At 68.0% G+C, this 18,661-nt stretch carries 14 protein-coding genes, 1 tRNA gene and 2 pseudogenes; 6 read left to right on the top strand and 11 right to left on the bottom strand.

Annotated features, from left to right (window positions below; genetic code table 11):
* Positions 1–942 (top strand): annotated as a pseudogene (locus tag N415_RS32520) (phosphatidylglycerol lysyltransferase domain-containing protein); the annotation flags it as partial.
* Here the strand turns inward: N415_RS32520 and cydC are convergent.
* The 8 genes and pseudogenes from cydC to N415_RS04545 all read right to left on the bottom strand — a co-directional run bounded on the left by cydC (position 909) and on the right by N415_RS04545 (position 9,467).
* Positions 909–2,656 (bottom strand): annotated as a pseudogene (gene cydC, locus N415_RS04580) (thiol reductant ABC exporter subunit CydC). The pseudogenes N415_RS32520 and cydC sit on opposite strands and share 34 nt — an antisense overlap.
* Positions 2,643–4,256, bottom strand: a complete 1,614-nt coding sequence (gene cydD / locus N415_RS04575) for a thiol reductant ABC exporter subunit CydD (RefSeq protein WP_068177601.1) — start codon at positions 4,254–4,256, stop codon at positions 2,643–2,645. Before cydD ends, cydC begins: the two are co-directional and overlap by 14 nt.
* Positions 4,257–4,312: 56 nt before the next feature.
* On the bottom strand, positions 4,313–5,353 hold the full coding sequence (cydB, locus tag N415_RS04570; RefSeq protein WP_068177600.1) for a cytochrome d ubiquinol oxidase subunit II: 1,041 nt from the start codon (positions 5,351–5,353) through the stop codon (positions 4,313–4,315).
* 11 nt (positions 5,354–5,364) lie between these two features.
* Positions 5,365–6,831 (bottom strand): cytochrome ubiquinol oxidase subunit I, encoded by a 1,467-nt coding sequence (locus tag N415_RS04565; protein WP_068177598.1) that lies wholly within the window; start codon positions 6,829–6,831, stop codon positions 5,365–5,367.
* Between the two features lie 43 nt (positions 6,832–6,874).
* A complete protein-coding gene (locus tag N415_RS04560; RefSeq protein ID WP_152531240.1) occupies positions 6,875–7,486 on the bottom strand; it encodes an HdeD family acid-resistance protein in 612 nt (203 codons plus the stop codon).
* Positions 7,487–7,516: 30 nt separating this feature from the next.
* Positions 7,517–8,845, bottom strand: a complete 1,329-nt coding sequence (locus N415_RS04555; protein ID WP_068177593.1) for an adenylate/guanylate cyclase domain-containing protein — start codon at positions 8,843–8,845, stop codon at positions 7,517–7,519.
* 25 nt (positions 8,846–8,870) lie between these two features.
* Complete coding sequence (locus tag N415_RS04550; RefSeq protein ID WP_068177592.1) at positions 8,871–9,383, bottom strand: DUF488 domain-containing protein; 513 nt, start codon at positions 9,381–9,383, stop codon at positions 8,871–8,873.
* 10 nt (positions 9,384–9,393) lie between these two features.
* Positions 9,394–9,467: transfer RNA gene (locus N415_RS04545), tRNA-Leu, on the bottom strand.
* A 94-nt stretch (positions 9,468–9,561) separates the two neighbouring features.
* On the opposite strand from N415_RS04545, the gene N415_RS04540 reads away from it, so the two are divergent.
* Entirely contained in the window at positions 9,562–10,191 is a 630-nt protein-coding gene (locus N415_RS04540; protein WP_161630272.1) for an ANTAR domain-containing response regulator, read from the top strand.
* Positions 10,192–10,384: 193 nt separating this feature from the next.
* On the opposite strand, the gene N415_RS04535 is transcribed toward N415_RS04540, so the two are convergent.
* Entirely contained in the window at positions 10,385–11,584 is a 1,200-nt protein-coding gene (locus tag N415_RS04535) for a lipid-transfer protein (RefSeq protein ID WP_068177743.1), read from the bottom strand.
* Positions 11,581–12,024 (bottom strand): Zn-ribbon domain-containing OB-fold protein, encoded by a 444-nt coding sequence (locus N415_RS04530; RefSeq protein WP_068177589.1) that lies wholly within the window; start codon positions 12,022–12,024, stop codon positions 11,581–11,583. Before N415_RS04530 ends, N415_RS04535 begins: the two co-directional genes overlap by 4 nt.
* A 131-nt stretch (positions 12,025–12,155) precedes the next feature.
* Between N415_RS04530 and N415_RS04525 the strand changes: the two genes are divergently transcribed.
* The 4 genes from N415_RS04525 (at position 12,156) to coaE (ending at position 18,090) form a co-directional block, all read left to right on the top strand.
* Positions 12,156–12,443, top strand: coding sequence for an antibiotic biosynthesis monooxygenase (locus tag N415_RS04525; protein ID WP_068177587.1), 288 nt, complete (start codon positions 12,156–12,158; stop codon positions 12,441–12,443).
* Between the two features lie 11 nt (positions 12,444–12,454).
* Entirely contained in the window at positions 12,455–15,214 is a 2,760-nt protein-coding gene (gene polA / locus N415_RS04520) for a DNA polymerase I (protein WP_068177585.1), read from the top strand.
* Between the two features lie 203 nt (positions 15,215–15,417).
* Positions 15,418–16,863: a 30S ribosomal protein S1 gene (rpsA, locus tag N415_RS04515; protein WP_068107161.1), complete on the top strand. Its 1,446-nt coding sequence runs from the start codon at positions 15,418–15,420 to the stop codon at positions 16,861–16,863.
* Between the two features lie 12 nt (positions 16,864–16,875).
* Positions 16,876–18,090, top strand: coding sequence for a dephospho-CoA kinase (gene coaE / locus N415_RS04510; RefSeq protein ID WP_068177583.1), 1,215 nt, complete (start codon positions 16,876–16,878; stop codon positions 18,088–18,090).
* A 151-nt stretch (positions 18,091–18,241) separates the two neighbouring features.
* Here the strand turns inward: coaE and N415_RS04505 are convergent, their stop codons facing one another.
* Complete coding sequence (locus tag N415_RS04505; RefSeq protein WP_068128808.1) at positions 18,242–18,658, bottom strand: hypothetical protein; 417 nt, start codon at positions 18,656–18,658, stop codon at positions 18,242–18,244.
* Positions 18,659–18,661: the final 3 nt, after the last annotated feature.

Raw genomic sequence — 18,661 nt, 5'->3', positions numbered from 1 at the left:
ATGTGGCCGACGACGGCGCACCCGCGACCCGAAGACCTGCCCCGCATTTGGGGGCTGATCAATGCCAGCGCCGACGACCCGCTGGCACCGTTCGCCATGCAGACGGGCAAGTGCTACCACTTCACCGCGGACGGCACCGCCGCGCTCGCGTACCGGACCCGGCTGGGATACGCGGCGGTCGGCGGGGACCCCGTCGGGAACGAGAAGAAGTTCCCCGAGTTGGTCGCCGACTTCGCCGCTATGTGCCACGCCCACGGTTGGCGGATCGCGGTGGTGGGTTGCAGCGAGCGGCGACTCGACCTGTGGCGCGACCCCGTGGTCATTGGACGGAAGTTGCGCGCCATACCGATCGGCCGCGACGTCGTCGTCGACGTGGCGAGTTTCGAGATGGTGGGACGCAAGTTCCGCAATCTGCGGCAGGCCGTGAAGCGCACCCACAACTGCGGCATTACCACCGAGATCGTGGCCGAGCAGGAGCTCGACGACAAGCTGCTCGCCGAGCTGACCGACGTGGTGCGCGCGTCACCCAGCGGGGCCCACGCCGACCGCGGCTTCTACATGAACCTCGATGGCGTGCTGGAGGGCCGGTTCCCCGGGATACAGCTGATCATCGCCCGCGACGCATCGGGGCGGGTGCAGGGCTTCCATCGGTACGCGACCGCCGGCGGCGGCAGCGACGTCAGCCTCGATGTGCCGTGGCGTCGCCGCGGGGCCCCCAACGGCATCGACGAACGGCTCAGCGTCGACATGATCATGGCTGCGAAAGAAGCTGGCGCGCAACGCGTATCGCTGTCGTTCGCGGCATTCCCGGAAATCTTCGAAGACAAGGACCGCGGCCGGGTGCAGCGGGTATTCTACCGGTTGATCCACGTGCTCGACCCGCTGATCGCGCTCGAATCGCTGTACCGCTACGTGCGCAAGTTCCACGCGATGGACGCGCGGCGGTACGCGGTGATCTCGATGACCCAGCTGGTCCAGTTGGTGTTCGTGTTGTTGACGCTGGAGTTCACGCCGCGCCGGCGACACCTGTAAGTGACAGCTCGCGACAGCCAATCCCGTTGGGCAAGTGGTGAGTAGCCACCACCACCGTCCGGTCGGCGGACATGAGGCCATTCGGGCCCAACAGATCTCGCAGGACCCGTTCGGCGTCGGCCGCGTCGAGGTGCTCGGTGGGCTCGTCGAGCAACACGATCCGGGCGGGTGAGATCATGGCGCGGGCCAACAACAGCCGTCGGCGCTGACCGGCCGAAAGCGCCTGCGCGCCACCGGTCAACACAGTGGACAGGCCGTCGGGCAGCCCGGCGAGCCAGCCGCCGAGGCCGACCGCCTCGAGCGCCGCGGTCAGTTCCTCGTCGCGGCAGTCCCCGCGGGCGACCAGCAGGTTGTCCCGGACGGTAGTGGCGAAGACGTGCGCGTCCTCGGCGAAAAAGCTCACCGCCCTGTGCAATTCGTCTTCGTCGAAGCGGGCGATGTCGGTGCCGCCCAGCAGCACTCGCCCGTCGAGCGGGGGGAGCAGCCCGGCCAGCGTCATCAGCAACGTCGTCTTGCCCGAACCACTGGGGCCCGTGACGGCCAGCCGGGCGCCCGGCGGCAGCCCGAGCTCCACCCGGGTGAGCCGGACCGCGTTCGGGTGGCCGTAACTGACATCGGCTTCCAGGGCGCCGGTGCGGGCGGGCACCGGCTCGCCGCCATCCTTGGGTTGGTCCGGGGGAGCCAGGTCGAGCAGGCGGCGTGCCGCGATCCGCGACCGGGTCAGCTGGACGGCGGCGGTCGGCAGCGCCGTCGTCGCCTCGAACGCGGACAGCGGCAACAACATCAGGACGGCCAACGTGGTGGGCGCGACCGTGTGCGCCAACCCGATCCCGGCCACCACCGCGCCCAGCACGCTGGCCCCGATCGCCGCCGTAGGCATCGCCTCGGCGATGGCCGCCGGTCGCGCCGCGGCGTCGAGGGCGTCGGCCCAGGCGCGGTGGCGGCGTTGCGCATCGGCGATGACGCCGGGCAGGGCGCCCGCGACGCGCAGCTCCGGGGCGTGTTCGAGGGCGACCATCGCCGACGTATCACGGTCGGAATGGTGTTGGCGGGCAACCTCTTCCTGCGTCGCGGCGGCCTTGCCCGCTAGCCGTGGCGCAACGTAGCCGGCGATCAGCAGGCACGCCGCCAGCACCGCCGCGGCCGGCAGCGAGATGGCCGCGACGACCGCCGTCGCCGCCAGCGCGAGCACCGCGGCGACGGAAATCGGCACCACCGCGCGCACCAGCACGTTGGCCAGCTCGTCGACGTCGGAGCCCACCCTGGCCACCAGCTCACCGCTGTGCAGCCGGACGGCGGCCGCCGCGGGGCCACGTGCGAGCCGGTGATAGATCTGCGCCCGCGCAGTCCCGGCCGCCCGCAGCGCGGTGTCGTGGGTGGCCAGCCGCTCGCAGTAGTGCAGCACGCCCCGCGAGATCGCGAACGTGCGCACGGCCACGACGGCAACCGACAGGTCCACCACGGGCGGCATCTGCCAGGCCCGCGTGATCAGCCAGGCCGAAACCCCCGCCAGCGCAAGGGCGCTGCCCAGTGACAGCACGCCCAGCCCGACGGCCGCGAGCATTCGCGGCACCCGCGGGCGCAACAGGCCGGCGGTGGCGAGGAGGAGATCAGACCGCGGCATGGCGGACCTCCGCGTCGGCGGCCACCTCGACGACCCGGTCACCGATGGCGACGACGGGTTCGCGGTGCCCGACGACCACCACCGTCGCACCGGAGCGCGCGCGCTCGACGATTGCCCGCAGCACAAGCCGTTCGGTGCGCGCGTCCAGGTGCGCGGTCGGCTCGTCGAGCAGCAGCACGGGGGCCCCCGAGCCGAGCGCCCGGGCCAGGCCGAGCCGTTGGCGCTGGCCCAGCGACAACCCGACGCCGCCGCGGCCGAGCACGCTATCCATCCCGTCGGGCAGGTCGGCCAGCACCGCATCGAAACCCGATGCGGCGCAGGCCTCGTCGAGGTCGTCGAGCATTCCCAGCAGGTTCAGGTTCTCCCGCACGGTGCCCGGGACGAGGACCGGCCGCTGCGGCAGCCAAGATAGCTGTCGCCACCACGCGGCGCGGTCCAGGTCGGCGACGTCGACCCCGGCCACGGTGATCCGGCCGGCGGACGGCGCGGTGAGGCCGGCGACCACCTGCAGCGTGGTGCTCTTGCCGGCGCCGTTGTGCCCGGTCAGCACCGTGACCGCACCGGGCTCGAGCACCGCGGTCAGGTCGCGGGGCGCGTGGCCGTCGCGGCCCAGCACGCTGAGGTCCTCGATGCGGATCTGCTTGCCCCGGGCGCCCACCGTCTGGCTTCGCACCGTCGTGTCGGCGGGCTCGCCGATGAGGGCGAACGCCTTGTCGGCGGCGGTCCTGCCCTCCTGCGCGGCATGGAATTCCACGCCGATGCGTCGAAGTGGCCAGTAGACGTCGGGCGCCAGCAGCAGCACGGTCAGGCCGGTGGTCAGGGTCATCTCGCCGAACAGCAGGCGAAGGCCGATGCCGACCGCGATCAGGGCCACACCGAGTGTGGCCAGCAATTCGAGCACCAGCGCCGACAGGAAGGCGATCCGCAGTGTCGCCATCGCCGAACGTCGGTGGGCGGCAGCCAGTTCGGCGATCCGGTGTTCCGGGCCGCGGCCCCGGCCCAGCGCGCGCAGCGTCGGGATGCCGGCGATCAGGTCCAGCAGCCGGGCCTGCAGGGTCGTCATGGCCTCCAGCGCCGCGGCCGATCGGTCGGCGGTCGCGAGCCCGATCAGCACCATGAAGACCGGTATCAGCGGCAGGGTGATCACCACGATCACCATCGATTTCGGGTCGTAGAGCGCGATCACGGCGACGGTCGCCGGGGTCAAGATCGCGGCGAGCAGCAAGGTGGGCAGGTATCCGGTGAAGTAGGGCCGCAACCCGTCGAGGCCGCGCGTCACCACGACGGCGGCGGCATCGCGCTGCGCGGCGAGTTCTGCCGGTTGCCGGGCGGTCACTGCGGCCAGCACCTGCCCGTTGAGGTCGGCGATGACCGCGCCGGCCCCGCGCTGCCCCAATCGGGCCTGCAGCCAGTGCGTCACCGTGCGAAGGACCCACAGCGCCAACAGGATTGACAGGGGACCCAGCCAGGCGCGCAAGCCACGTGCCGGGTGATCGCCGACGACGCGGGCCACGACGCCGGCCAGGACGATCGCCGAGCCGATCGCGCAGCCGGAGATCACCACCCCGCAAGCCACCGCGGCGACCAGGTAGCGCCGCAACGCGGTCGACGCCCGCCACAGCCGCGGGTCCAGCGGCGCTCGTGATGCGGTTGCGCTCAGGACGCACGCCTCGCCAGGCCGACGGGGGCCGGTATCCGCTCGGACGAGATCCGTTGCCGGAACACCCAATACGTCCATGCCTGGTATACGACCGTCAGCGGAGCCATGATCGCCGTCACCCAGGTCATGATCTTCAGGGTGTAGGGGGTCGACGAGGCGTTGTAGATCGTCACGCTCCACTGGCTGTTCAGCGTCGAGGGCACCAGGTTCGGGTACAACGAGCCGAACAACAGAATCACCACGGCCGCCACCACCAGGGCGGTACTGGCGAAGGCCCAGCCCTCCGACGCGCGCCGCCACACCAGCAGCACGGCCGCCAGCTGGGCGACGACCGCGACCCCCAGCACGATCCAGGTCCAGCCCTTGCCGTGCGCCAGCTGCGTCCAAAGCCCAAAGGCCGCAACCAGTCCCGTGGCCGGCAACGACAACCACACCGCGAACCGGTGCGCTTCGTCCCGGATGGTGCCCGAGGTCTTCAACCCGACGAACACCGCGCCGTACTGCAGGAACAGCCCGGCGGTGGCCAGGCCGCCCAGCAGCGTGTAAGGGTTGAGCACATCGGTGATCGACGGGTTGACCTGGCCGGCTGCGTCCACCGGCAGCCCGCGGACCAGGATGGCGAAGGCAACGCCCCACAGGATGGCGGGCAGCCACGACCCGGCGGCGATCCCGAAATCGGCCCAGCGGCGCCATTTCGTGTCGTCGATCTTGCCGCGCCATTCGATCGACACGGAGCGCACGATCATGCCGAACAGGATCGCCAGCAGCGGCAGGTACAGCGTGGAGAACACGGTGGCATACCAGCCGGGAAAGGCGGCGAACATCGCCGCGCCGGCCGTGATCAGCCAGACCTCGTTGCCGTCCCACACCGGCCCGATGGTGTTGAGCGCCGTGCGGCGATGTAGCTCCGGGTCGCCAACGCCGAAGCGGGCGAACGGTTCCATCAGCATGCCCACGCCGAAGTCGAAGCCCTCAAGGATGAAGAAACCGAGGAACAGCATCCCGATGATGCCGAACCACAACTGTTGCAATGCCACCGGTCAGCTCCTTAGTACGCGAACGAAAGTGGCGCCACGTCGTCCTCGCTGGGCGCTTGGGGCGGTGCCGGTTCGGCGTCGTGTTCCTGTGGGCCCGCAGCGACGTAGCGCCTGAGCAGGTAGAACCAGATGACCGCGAGCACCGCGTAGACCAGCGTGAAGGTCACCAGGGATGTGACCACCATTCCGGGAGCGTGGTTGGAGACGGCTTCGTGAACGGTGAACCTCACCTGTTGATCGCCGGTCGGGTTCGGGACGACGATCCAGGGCTGGCGGCCCATTTCGGTGAACACCCACCCGGAGATGTTGGCCAGGAACGGCGTTGGAATGGTCAGCAGCGCAAACCACGAGAACCAGCGCTGGTTGGGCGCCCGGTCGCCGCGGGTGAACCACAACGTCGCGAGCGCGAACAGCACCGGAATGGCGAGGAATCCGATCATCGCGCGGAATGACCAATATGTGACGAAAAGGTTGGGCCGGTAATCGTTCGGCCCGAATCGGTGCTCGAAGTCCTGCTGGATGTTGCGCACACCTTGCAACGTGACACCGCTGGTCTTGCCCTCGGCCAGGAACGGCAACACGTACGGCACCTCGATCACGCGGGTGATGCTGTCGCAGTTGTTGTGGGTGCCGACGGTCAGGATCGAGAAGTTCGGATCGGATTCGGTGCTGCACAACGATTCCGCAGACGCCATCTTCATCGGCTGCTGAACGAACATCAGCTTGCCCTGGCGGTCCCCGGTGAAGAACAGCCCGACTGCGGCGAGCAGCACCACCCAGCAGCCCAGGATGGCCGCGGGGCGAAACACGTTGCGGGCGTCGGCTTCGGAAAGGGCGGATGCCGGATTGCGCGAACGGATCAGCCACCACGCGCTGACGGCGGCGACGAAAGTTCCGGCGGTTAGCAGCGCCCCTGTCACCGTGTGCGAAAACGCTGCCAGCGCGGTGTTATTGGACAGCAGCGCGAAGATGCTGTTCAGCTCGGCGCGGTGCGTCGTCGGGTTGTAGTGCGCGCCGACCGGGTGCTGCATGAACGAGTTCGCCACGATGATGAAGAACGCGGACACGTTGACACTGATCGCGACGATCCAGATGCAGGCCAGGTGTAGCAGCCGCGGCAGCCGGCTCCAGCCGAAGATCCACAACCCGATGAAGGTGGATTCGAAGAAGAAGGCGAACAGACCCTCCATCGCAAGCGGGGCGCCGAAGATGTCGCCGACGAAGCGCGAGTACTCGCTCCAGTTCATCCCGAACTGAAATTCCTGGACGATGCCGGTGGCTACGCCGATGGCGAAGTTGATCAGGAACAGCTTGCCGAAGAACTTGGTCAGCCGGTACCAGGCGGTGTTGCCGGTTGCCACCCACACCGTCTGCATGACGGCTAGCAGGGGAGCCAAGCCGATGGTGAGCGGCACGAAGATGAAGTGGTACACGGTGGTGATACCGAACTGCCACCGCGAAATATCGACGACATTCATCTGTCATCTCCCTACTGCGGGTATCTACGACGCAGTGTAGTAGTTATGTGGCGCTGGCGCCACGCCCCAGTTCTTTGGAAGCCTTGCGGATGCCGAATGACGACACGATCTCGAAAACGCCGATTACCACGAACCAGACGCCGACCACGATCGCCAGGGTGACGATCGAGTCGAACGGCGACGCCAGGACGACGATTCCGGCGAGCAGGCTGATCACGCCGATGAAGATCGACCAGGCCCGCCCCGGTAGCACCGGATCGCTGATTGCCGAGACCGTCGTGGCCACCCCGCGGAAGATGAACCCGATGCCAATCCAGATGGCCAGCAACAGGACTGCGTATCCCTGACCGAAATGACGAAATGCCAAGACCGCCAGGATGAGTGACGCCGCGCCGCTGATGAACAACAAGATCCGGCTTCCCGCCGAGACGTGCAGGCTGAACGCGAAAACGACCTGCGCTGCGCCGGTGATCAACAGATAGATGCCGAACGCGACCGCGGCAGCGAGAATGGAGATTCCGGGCCAGGCCAGGATCACGGCGCCGACGATGATCGACAGGATTCCGGAGACCAGCGTGGATTTCCACAAGTGCGGCAACAAGCTTGGGACAGGGACGGTTCCAGGCGTGGTTTGCATGGCCGAAGTCTGGCACAAACCGCGGACCGGGGGATAGGGACTTTCGGCTCAGACGCGCGCGGTGCGCGGTTCCTCGGCGGACAGGTCAGTGGGCTCCTCGGTTGCCTTGCGCCCGATCAGATACCAAGTCCGCATCGGGCCCTTGCCCTTGACCTCGATGCTGCCTCGCTCCTGCAGCACGAACTCGTCTTTGAGGCGCTCGTACATCGCCTCGGGCACCTGGATGCGGCCCACCGAGTCGGTGGATTCCATCCGGGAGGCGACGTTGACCGCGTCGCCCCACACGTCGTAGAAGAACCGGCGCGAGCCGACGACACCGGCGACCACCGGCCCGCAGGCCATGCCCACCCGCAGTGGAATCGGCTCACCGTGCGGATCCCTCAGTGCCGCTGCGACATTGGCCATGTCGAGCGCGAAATCCGCCAGGGCACGGGAATGGTCCGGCCGTGACCGCGGCACGCCGCTGACCACCATGTACGAGTCGCCGCTGACTTTGATCTTCTCCAGGCCGTGCTTGTCGACGAGGGCGTCGAACGCGCCGTAGAGGCGGTCGAGGAAACGCACCAGGTCGGCGGGCGGCGTGCTGCTGGCGCGCTCGGTAAACCCGACGATGTCGGCGAACAGCACCGAGGCGTCGTCGTACTTGTCGGCGATGACGCTGCGGTCGGGTTCCTTGAGGCGCTCGGCGATGCTGGCGGGCAACATGTTTTCCAGCAGCGTCTCGGAGCGTTCGTACTGGGCTTCCATGACCGCCTCGGCGCGGGCGGTGTCGCGCAGCGCGAACCACACCGTCACGACCACCATCACGACGCTGGAGACGGCGGTGACGACGAAGCCCGTCGACGTCGCCCATGCCGGCTGCAAGCCGGTGTTGCGCGGGACCAGGAATTCCACCGCGATGATCAGGCCGGCGGCGATGGCCGCCAGCGCCGACGCCAACACGATGCGTTCGATCCCCAGCAGCAGCACCACGATGCAGGCGCCGACCAGGAAGAAGAACTGTGATCCGGAACCCGTGCCGACGTCCAGGCAGCTGGCGAAGATGGAGACGTAGGCGGCGCCGATAAAGGTAAGCGGCGCAACCAGTTCCCCGAATCGCTGCAGCCAAGGCACCATCGCGAAGATCATGGCGCCGGCGATGTTGATCGAGCTGACCTGCCAGGTCCAGGAATCGGTCGCGATCTGCACCAGCACGAAGCTGACGCTGACCATCACGGCCAGCCACGAGGTGATCATGAGGATCCGGCCCCGGCGCGCGGCGCTGGCGGCGTAGTGCTGATTGCGGTCGCGCGTCTGCGCCCGCACCGCGGCGACGCAGTCCGGGCTGTTCGACGAGCCTTCTGACCGGGGTGGGGCTCCGCATTTCTTCGCGCCCACGCTCAAAGCCTAACCGTCGACCTCGTCATTTGTCGGGTGCCCGGTCAACATCGGCGATGAGCCAGTCCGATAGCGGGTGTGGCGCCAGCGAGCCGTTGGGCATGATGTGCCGCACCGGGTGCCCGTCGCGGGTGGCCAGGTCGGCGATTATGCGCCGGTGACAGCGCCACCAGGTCGGCTCGCCGCACATGATGGCCACGTCGCCGGCCTCGGCGTCGTGCAGCAACCGCTGGTATGCCGCCCGGAACTCCGGCGTGCGGGTATGCGCTGCGTAGTTGGCGAACGCCGGGTTCTCCCACCACTGGTCGCGCGGTAGCCGGGTGGCCGGCGGCTTGCGTCGCCCACCGAGATCCGGTTCGTGGCGATAGGCGATCCCAGCGGCGTTCAGCCAGCCCGGCATCGCGTCCTTGGACACGTCGGGGTTGCGCCGCGAGCCCGGGAAACTGCGCACGTCGACCAGCAGCGTGATGGCGTGCCTGAGAAGCGCTGCGGTCAGTTCGTCGGCGGTTTTGGCGCCGTGGCCGATGGTGTACAGCATTTGAGAGGAGTGCCCTCGGTGGGATTCGAACCCACACTGGACGGGTTTTGAGTCCGTTTCCTCTGCCAGTTGGGATACGAGGGCTGGGCAGCCTCCCACCATAGAGGATCGGTGCGCCGATCTGTTCTCACCGCCCCCGAGTTCGCTGGTGGCGGGGGTGCACGACACAATGTCCGTCATGACAGGCCCCAAGACCGACACCGACGCCGCTGTGCCGCGCCGGGTCCTGATCGCGGAAGACGAAGCGCTCATCCGGCTGGACCTGGCCGAGATGCTCCGAGAGGAGGGCTACGAGATCGTCGGCGAGGCGGGCGACGGCCAGGAGGCCGTCGAGCTGGCCGAGCGGCATAAGCCCGACCTGGTGATCATGGACGTGAAGATGCCACGCCGCGACGGCATCGACGCGGCCTCGGAGATAGCCAGTAAGCGCATCGCGCCGATCGTGGTGCTGACCGCGTTCAGCCAGCGCGACCTGGTGGAGCGCGCCCGCGACGCCGGCGCGATGGCCTACCTGGTTAAGCCGTTCACGATCAGCGACCTGATCCCGGCCATCGAATTGGCGGTCAGCCGGTTCGCCGAGATCACCGAGCTGGAACGCGAAGTGGCGACGCTGTCCGACCGGCTGGAGACCCGCAAGCTCGTCGAGCGCGCCAAGGGCCTGCTGCAGACCAAGCAGGGCATGACCGAGCCCGAGGCGTTCAAGTGGATCCAGCGCGCGGCCATGGACCGGCGGACCACCATGAAGCGGGTAGCCGAGGTGGTGCTCGAGACCCTGGGCGACGAGAAGAAGGACGCCGCTTCGGAGTAGCGCCGCGCCTTGAGTGTGCGGTGACGGCTTTGCGTGGGTATCCAGGGCGATAAAACCGCTCAAATCCCGCCCTGAGTACACACCGAAAACCGTCAGTTCACACGCGACGGCCAACCGCGCCGAGACTGCGCTCAGATCGCGAATTTGGGCGGATTCGACGCTCTTGTTGCAGTCTCGGCGCAAACGGACCGAACTAGCGGGCGACGATCACCGACGAGCCGTGGCCGAACAGGCCCTGGTTGGCCGTGACGCCGACGGTCGCGCCCTCCACCTGCCGGCCGGTGGCCTGGCCGCGCAGCTGCCAGGTCAACTCGCAGACCTGCGCGATCGCCTGGGCGGGAATGGCCTCCCCGAAGCACGCCAGCCCGCCGGACGGGTTGACCGGGACCTTGCCGCCGATGGTGGTGGCGCCGCTGCGCAGCAGCGCCTCGGCCTCGCCCTTGGCGCACAGGCCCAGGTGTTCGTACCAGTCGAGCTCCAGCGCGGTGGACAGGTCATAGACCTCGGCCAGGCTGACGTCTTCGGGTCCGATGCCCGCCTCGGCGTACGCGGCGTCGAGGATCTGGTCCTTGAACACCCGCTCCGGCGCGGGCACCGCCGCGGTGGAATCCGTTGCGATATCGGGCAATTCGGGCAGGTGCTGCGGGTAGCGAGGCGTCACGGTGCTGACCGCGCGCACCGACGGGACGCCGTCGAGCGAGCCGAGGTGCTTGCGGGCGAATTCGGCGCTGGCCACGATCAGCGCGGCGGCGCCGTCGGACGTGGCGCAGATGTCGAGCTGCCGCAGCGGGTCGGCCACCACGGGGCTGGCAAACACGTCGTCGACCGAGGATTCCTTGCGGTAGCGGGCATTTGGGTTCTGCAGGCCGTGCCGGGAGTTCTTCACCTTGACCTGTGCGAAGTCCTCGGGCGTGGCGCCGTAGAGGTCCATCCGGCGCCGGGCGAGCAGCGCGAAGTAGACCGGGTTCATCGCCCCGATGAGGTGGAACCGCTGCCAGTCCGGGTCGTTCTTGCGCTCGCCGCCGACGGGGGCGAAGGCGCCCTTCGGGGTGGTGTCGGCGCCGATCACCAGCGCGACGTCGCAGAAGCCGGCCAGGATCTGCGCCCGGGCGCTTTGCAGCGCCTGCGAACCGCTGGCGCACGCGGCGTAGCTGGAGCTGACAGGGACCCCATTCCAGCCCAGCTTCTGCGCGAACGTCGACCCGGCGATGAAACCCGGATAGCCGTTGCGGATGGTGTCTGCCCCGGCGACGAGCTGGATCTGCCGCCAGTCCAGGCCGGCCTCGGCCAGGGCGGCGCGCGCCGCGACCACGCCGTATTCGGTGAAGTCGCGGCCCCACTTTCCCCAGGGGTGCATGCCGGCGCCGAGGATGTACAGCGGTTCAGGGCTCATGACGAGATCCTCCACGCATGGACGAGGCGCTGCACGCCGTCGTCGTCGGTGTACAACGGCATCGTGGTCAGCTCCATCTCCATGCCGACCTTCAAATCCTCGGCCAGCGTGCCCTCGACGACCTTGCCCAGCACGATCAGCCCCTCCTCGGCCAGCTCCACCGCCGCGATGGCGAACGGCTCGAAGGGGTCCGGGGCGGGGTAGGGCGCCGGCGGCGGATACCGGTTCTCGGTATAGCTCCACAGCGTCCCCCGGGTCGACAACGCGACCGGCTCCAGCGTGTCGCTGGCGCACGCCGGGTTGGGGCAGTTGTTCTCGCGCGGCGGGAAGACATACGTGCCGCACTCGGGGCACTTGCTGCCGATCAAATGGGCATTACCGGCGTCGTCGGTGGCGAACCATCCGTCGATCGCGGGTTGTTGGCTGGTGACCTCGGGCACCCGGCCAGACTACCCAGCCCCAATACAAAACTGAAACGTGTTGCAGTTCCGCCGCGGCGTTGCACCGATGACTTTGGCGGGTGTCGACGGTCAAATCGGGCAGAGCTTTGATGCAACGAAAGGAGCGTCAAATGGTGATCGTCGCGGGTTACCTTGTCGTGGAGCCACTTCGGCGAGACAGTTATCTGACCGGATGTAGGGCAGTGGTGCAGCAAGCCCGCCGAACCCCGGGCTGCCTCGACTTCGCGATCAGCGCCGACCTGCTCGATCCGAGTCGCATCGACATCTTCGAACGCTGGGAGTCGCGGGCGGCCGTCGATGCATTCCGCGGCGCCGGGCCCAGCGATGAACAACAGGGTTCGATCGTTCGCGCGTCGGTTTCCGAGTACGACGTGGGCGCCGAGCGGCCGCTGACTTGATGTCATGAGGGATGCCTAGAGTTAGGGCCGTGAGCCCAGCAAGGACCGCCGGCGACAAGGCAGATTCCGCAGCCCTCGCCACCGAGGACCAAATCAAGCCGACTCTGATGCTGCTGGACGGCAATTCGCTGGCGTTCCGGGCGTTCTACGCGCTGCCGGCCGAGAACTTCAAGACCCGCGGCGGGCTGACCACGAACGCGGTCTACGGCTTCACCGCCATGCTGATCAACCTGCTGCGCGACGAGGCGCCGACGCACATCGCCGCGGCGTTCGACGTGTCGCGGCAGACTTTCCGCTCCGAGCGATACCCCGAGTACAAGGCCAACCGATCGTCGACGCCGGACGAATTCCACGGCCAGATCGACATCACCAAGGAAGTGCTCAACGCGCTGGGCATCACGGTGCTCTCGGAGCCGGGATTCGAGGCCGACGACCTCATCGCGACGCTGGCCACCCAGGCCGAGAACGAGGGCTACCGCGTGCTGGTGGTCAGCGGTGATCGCGACTCCCTGCAACTCGTCAGTGACGACGTCACGGTGCTGTATCCGCGCAAGGGCGTCAGCGAACTGACCCGCTTCACGCCCGAGGCCGTCGTGGAAAAGTACGGGCTGACCCCGCGGCAGTACCCCGACTTCGCGGCGCTGCGCGGTGATCCCAGCGACAACCTGCCCGGCATTCCCGGGGTGGGGGAGAAGACCGCCTCGAAGTGGATCGCCGAATACGGCTCCCTGCAGGCGCTGGTCGACAACGTCGACTCGGTCCGCGGCAAGGTGGGCGACGCGCTGCGCGCCAACTTGGCCAGCGTCATCCGCAACCGCGAGCTCACCGATCTCGTCAAAGACGTGCCGCTGGCCCAAACCCCGGACACGCTGCGGCTGCAGCCCTGGGACCGCGACCAGATCCACCGGCTGTTCGACGACCTGGAGTTCCGGGTGCTGCGCGACCGGCTGTTCGAGACCCTGGTCGCCGTCGAGCCCGAGGTCGACGAGGGCTTCGACGTGCGCGGCGACGCGCTCGAGCCCGGCACCGTCGGGCAATGGCTGGCCGCGCACGCCGGCGACGGGCGCCGGGCGGGGCTGGCCGTCGCGGGCACCCACCTGCCGCACGGCGGGGACGCCACCGGGCTGGGCATCGCCGCCGCCGACGGCGACGGCGCCTACATCGACACCGCGACGCTGACCCCCGACGACGACGCCGCGCTGGCGGCCTGGCTGGCCGACCCCTCGAAACCCAAAGCGCTGCACGAGGCCAAGCTCGCCATCCACGACCTGGCGGGCCGCGGCTGGACGTTGAACGGCGTCACCTCCGACACCGCGCTGGCCGCCTACCTGGTGCGCCCCGGGCAGCGCAGCTTCACCCTCGACGACCTGTCGCTGCGCTACCTGCGCCGCGAACTGCGCGCGGAAACCCCTGAGCAGCAACAGCTTTCGTTGCTCGACGACATGGAGGGGGTGGACGAGCAGGCCGTCGCGACCTTGATCCTGCGGGCCCGGGCCGTCGTCGACCTCGCCGACGCGCTGGACGCCGAGCTGGATCGCATCGACTCCACCGCGCTGCTGGGCGAGATGGAGCTGCCGGTGCAGCACGTGCTGGCCGAAATGGAAAGTGCCGGCATCGCCGTCGATCTGCGCCTGCTGGGCGAGCTGCAGAGCCAGTTCGCCGACCAGATCCGCGACGCCGCCGAGGCGGCCGACGCCGTGATCGGCAAGCAGATCAACCTGGGCTCGCCCAAGCAGTTGCAGGTGGTGCTGTTCGACGAGCTCGGGATGCCGAAGACCAAGCGGACCAAGACGGGCTACACCACCGACGCCGACGCCCTGCAGTCGCTGTTCGACAAGACCGGGCACCCGTTCCTGCAGCACCTGCTGGCCCACCGCGACGTCACCCGGCTCAAGGTCACCGTCGACGGGCTGCTGAACTCGGTCGCCGCCGACGGGCGCATCCACACCACGTTTAACCAGACCATCGCGGCGACCGGCCGGCTGTCGTCGACGGAGCCCAACCTGCAGAACATCCCGATCCGCACCGAGGAAGGCCGGCAGATCCGGGACGGGTTCGTCGTCGGCAAGGGCTATGCCGAGCTGATGACGGCGGACTACAGCCAGATCGAGATGCGGATCATGGCGCACCTGTCGCGGGACGAAGGCCTGATCGAGGCGTTCAACACCGGGGAGGACCTGCACTCGTTCGTCGCATCCCGAGCGTTCGGCGTGCCGATCGAGGAGGTCACCGCCGAGCTGCGCCGGCGGGTCAAGGCGATGTCGTACGGGCTGGCCTACGGCTTGAGCGCCTACGGGCTGTCGCAGCAATTGAAGATCTCCACCGAGGAAGCCAAGGACCAGATGGACGCCTACTTCGCCCGGTTCGGAGGCGTGCGTGACTACCTGATGGACGTCGTGGAGCAGGCGCGTAAGGACGGCTACACCTCCACGGTGCTGGGCCGCCGCCGCTACCTGCCCGAGCTGGACAGCAGCAATCGCCAGGTCCGGGAGGCCGCCGAGCGGGCCGCGCTCAACGCGCCCATCCAGGGCAGCGCGGCCGACATCATCAAGGTCGCCATGATCGAGGTCGACAAGGCCATCAAGCAGGCCGGGCTGGCTTCCCGGATGCTGCTGCAGGTGCACGACGAACTGTTGTTCGAAGTCGCGCCTGGTGAGCGAGAGGTCCTTGAGGCGCTGGCGCGCGAGAAGATGGGCGGCGCCTACCCGCTCGACGTCCCGCTCGAGGTCTCGGTCGGCTACGGCCGCAGCTGGGATGCGGCCGCGCACTAGCGCGGCGATCGGACACGGCCGCGCACTAAGGCCCGCCCGGTGTAACGTTGAGGGCGAAAATTCGGCCGAAAATTCGCCGTGGCGTTACATTTGCGTCGCCTTGGTGGCGGCCGAGTTTGTCCAGCTAGTGCCCTGTCGAGTAGCCTCAACAGGTAAATCCATTTTGTCCCTACGACCCAACCTGTCCGGAGCAACCCAACAACATGCCGAGTCCCGCCGTCACCTCGCCGCAAGTAGCCGTCAACGACATTGGCTCGAGCGAGGATTTTCTCGCCGCAATAGACAAAACGATCAAGTACTTCAACGATGGCGACATCGTCGAGGGCACGATCGTCAAAGTTGACCGGGACGAGGTGCTCCTCGACATCGGCTACAAGACCGAAGGGGTCATCCCCGCCCGCGAGCTCTCCATCAAGCACGACGTCGACCCCAACGAGGTCGTTTCCGTCGGCGATGAGGTCGAAGCCCTGGTTCTCACCAAAGAGGACAAAGAGGGCCGGCTGATCCTGTCCAAGAAGCGCGCACAGTACGAGCGCGCCTGGGGCACCATCGAGGCGCTCAAGGAGAAGGACGAGGCCGTCAAGGGCACCGTCATCGAGGTCGTCAAGGGCGGCCTGATCCTCGACATCGGATTGCGCGGCTTCCTGCCCGCCTCGCTCGTCGAGATGCGCCGCGTCCGCGACCTGCAGCCGTACATCGGCAAGGAGATCGAGGCCAAGATCATCGAGCTGGACAAGAACCGCAACAACGTGGTGCTGTCCCGCCGGGCCTGGCTCGAGCAGACCCAGTCCGAGGTGCGCAGCGAGTTCCTCAACCAGCTGCAGAAGGGCAGCATCCGCAAGGGTGTGGTCTCGTCCATCGTCAACTTCGGCGCGTTCGTCGACCTCGGTGGGGTGGACGGCCTGGTGCACGTCTCCGAGCTGTCCTGGAAGCACATCGACCACCCGTCCGAGGTGGTGCAGGTCGGCGACGAGGTCACCGTCGAGGTGCTCGACGTCGACATGGACCGCGAGCGGGTTTCGTTGTCGCTCAAGGCGACCCAGGAAGACCCGTGGCGCCACTTCGCCCGCACGCACGCCATCGGCCAGATCGTGCCCGGCAAGGTCACCAAGCTGGTTCCGTTCGGCGCGTTCGTCCGCGTCGAGGAGGGCATCGAGGGCCTGGTGCACATCTCCGAGCTGGCCGAGCGGCACGTCGAGGTGCCCGACCAGGTGGTCGCCGTCGGCGACGACGCGATGGTCAAGGTCATCGACATCGACCTGGAGCGCCGCCGAATCTCGTTGTCGCTCAAGCAGGCCAACGAGGACTACACCGAGGAATTCGACCCGGCGAAGTACGGCATGGCCGACAGCTACGACGAGCAGGGCAACTACATCTTCCCCGAGGGCTTCGACTCCGAGACCAACGAATGGCTCGAGGGGTTCGACGCGCAGCGCAACGAATGGGAGGCGCGCTACGCCGAGGCGGAGCGCCGGCACAAGATGCACACCGCGCAGATGGAGAAGTTCGCCGCGGCCGAGTCGGCCGCCCACACCGCCGGCGACTCGGCGCCGGGCAACGGCGCGTCGTCGGAGAAGGCGGCGGGTGGATCGCTCGCCAGCGACGCCCAGTTGGCGGCCCTGCGGGAAAAGCTCGCCGGCAACGCCTAGCGGCGTTCAGGGATGCTGCGCATCGGGTTGACCGGTGGCATCGGCGCCGGCAAGTCGGCAGTCTCGTCGACCTTTGCGAAGTGCGGTGCCGTCATCGTCGACGGGGACGTCATCGCGCGCGAGGTGGTCGAGCCGGGCACCGAGGGCCTGAAGGCGCTCGTCGAGGCGTTCGGCGACGACATCCTGTCGCCCGACGGGTCGCTCGATCGTCCCGCGTTGGCCGCCAAGGCCTTTCGTGACGACGAGGCGCGCCAGAAGCTCAACGGGATCGTGCATCCGCTGGTGGGCAAGCGGCGTTCCGAGATCATCGCGTCGGTGCCCGCGGATTCGGTTGTCGTCGAGGACATTCCGCTGTTGGTGGAGTCGGGGATGGCGCCGCTGTTCCCGCTCGTCGTGGTCGTGCACGCCGACGTCGAGGTGCGGGTGCGACGGCTGGTCGACCAACGCGGCATGCCCGAGGACGACGCCCGCGCGCGGATCGCCGCGCAGGCCGACGACGAGCAGCGCCGCGCCGTCGCCGATGTCTGGCTGGACAACTCGGGCAGCCCGGAGGAGCTGGCGCAGCGGGCCCGCGACGTCTGGAACGACCGCATCCTGCCGTTCGCCCACAACCTGAGCGCGCGCCAGATCGCAAAGGCGCCCGTGCGTCTCGTGCCGGCCGACCCGAGCTGGCCGGACCAGGCGCGGCGGATCGCGGGTCGGCTGCAGACCGCGTGCGGCCACCGGGCAATTCGCGTCGACCACATCGGCTCCACCGCGCTGCCCGCCTTGGACGCCAAGGACGTGATCGACATGCAGATCACCGTCGAATCGCTCGCGGTCGCCGACGAACTCGCCGAACCGTTGTTGGCGGCCGGCTACCCGCGCTTGGAGCACATCACCGAGGACACCGCCCGGACCGACGCGCGCAGCACCGTCGAGCGCTACGACCACAGCGACGATCCCGGCCTGTGGCACAAGCGGATTCACGCCTCCGCTGACCCCGGCCGGCCAACCAATGTGCACGTCAGGGTGGAAGGCTGGCCGGGACAGCAATTCGCCCTGTTGTTCGTAGCCTGGCTGCGGGCCGACGTCGGCGCCCGCGCCGACTACCTGGCCGTCAAGCTCAAGGCCGAACAGGCCGCGGGCGGTGACATCTCGCGCTATGTCGACGCCAAGGAACCATGGTTTGCCGAGGCCTACCGGCGGGCCTGGAAGTGGGCCGACTCAACCGGATGGCAGCCCTAGCGCCAACTTTCACAACAGCCCCACGCGCCTCCGGGGGAGGTGGTACGCGTCATGTCCACCTCATAGCGACTAATCCGCTTGTCGCTACGAGGTGGACACAACGGGCAATGGTTCGGCGGAGAGGCTTGTGTGGCGGATGTAATTCCCGCGGTTAGGCGGGTATGGGCGCGCCGCACTGCAGCATGCCGTTCTTGGGATCGGAATTACCGGGCGTTGGTCTGACGAACTGATCGAGCTGCGTGAAAACGTTGTCGTCCACGTCGATCTCGCAGTGCACATTCGCCGAGTAGGGGAAATGCAGCACGATCTGCATTCCGGCCTGCTGCGGATCGGGCAACACCGTGTTGGCCTCGAACACGTTGCCCGGCATCGACGGAAGGTTGGTGCTGTTCGCCCGGTTGCCATTGATCACGAAAATGGCCTGACTGCCGGTGGTCAGCGCGTCGATCCGGGCGCGGTAGGTGATGTTGTGCAAGTCCGCTCGCGCGGTTGCCGGGCTTAGCTGGGACCCGGCCGCGATGACGGTCAAGGCAGTGATTGCCATCCATCGGTGGTTGCTGGGGCTCATAGC

Origin of the sequence: Mycobacterium sp. UM_CSW, assembly GCF_000455205.1 — a bacterium.
Lineage (GTDB): Bacteria > Actinomycetota > Actinomycetes > Mycobacteriales > Mycobacteriaceae > Mycobacterium.
Note: the sequence above shows the minus strand (reverse complement) of the source record. Positions and strands in the feature narration are given on the sequence as shown.

What these genes read in the sequence shown, in the direction of transcription:
- N415_RS04565 (WP_068177598.1), bottom strand. Translation starts at nt 6,831, where the DNA reads ATGAATGTCGTCGATATTTCGCGGTGGCAGTTCGGTATCACCACCGTG.
- N415_RS04550 (WP_068177592.1), bottom strand. Translation starts at nt 9,383, where the DNA reads ATGCTGTACACCATCGGCCACGGCGCCAAAACCGCCGACGAACTGACC.
- N415_RS04540 (WP_161630272.1), top strand. Translation starts at nt 9,562, where the DNA reads ATGACAGGCCCCAAGACCGACACCGACGCCGCTGTGCCGCGCCGGGTC.
- N415_RS04535 (WP_068177743.1), bottom strand. Translation starts at nt 11,584, where the DNA reads ATGAGCCCTGAACCGCTGTACATCCTCGGCGCCGGCATGCACCCCTGG.
- N415_RS04525 (WP_068177587.1), top strand. Translation starts at nt 12,156, where the DNA reads ATGGTGATCGTCGCGGGTTACCTTGTCGTGGAGCCACTTCGGCGAGAC.
- polA (WP_068177585.1), top strand. Translation starts at nt 12,455, where the DNA reads ATGCCTAGAGTTAGGGCCGTGAGCCCAGCAAGGACCGCCGGCGACAAG.
- rpsA (WP_068107161.1), top strand. Translation starts at nt 15,418, where the DNA reads ATGCCGAGTCCCGCCGTCACCTCGCCGCAAGTAGCCGTCAACGACATT.
- coaE (WP_068177583.1), top strand. Translation starts at nt 16,876, where the DNA reads ATGCTGCGCATCGGGTTGACCGGTGGCATCGGCGCCGGCAAGTCGGCA.
- N415_RS04505 (WP_068128808.1), bottom strand. Translation starts at nt 18,658, where the DNA reads ATGAGCCCCAGCAACCACCGATGGATGGCAATCACTGCCTTGACCGTC.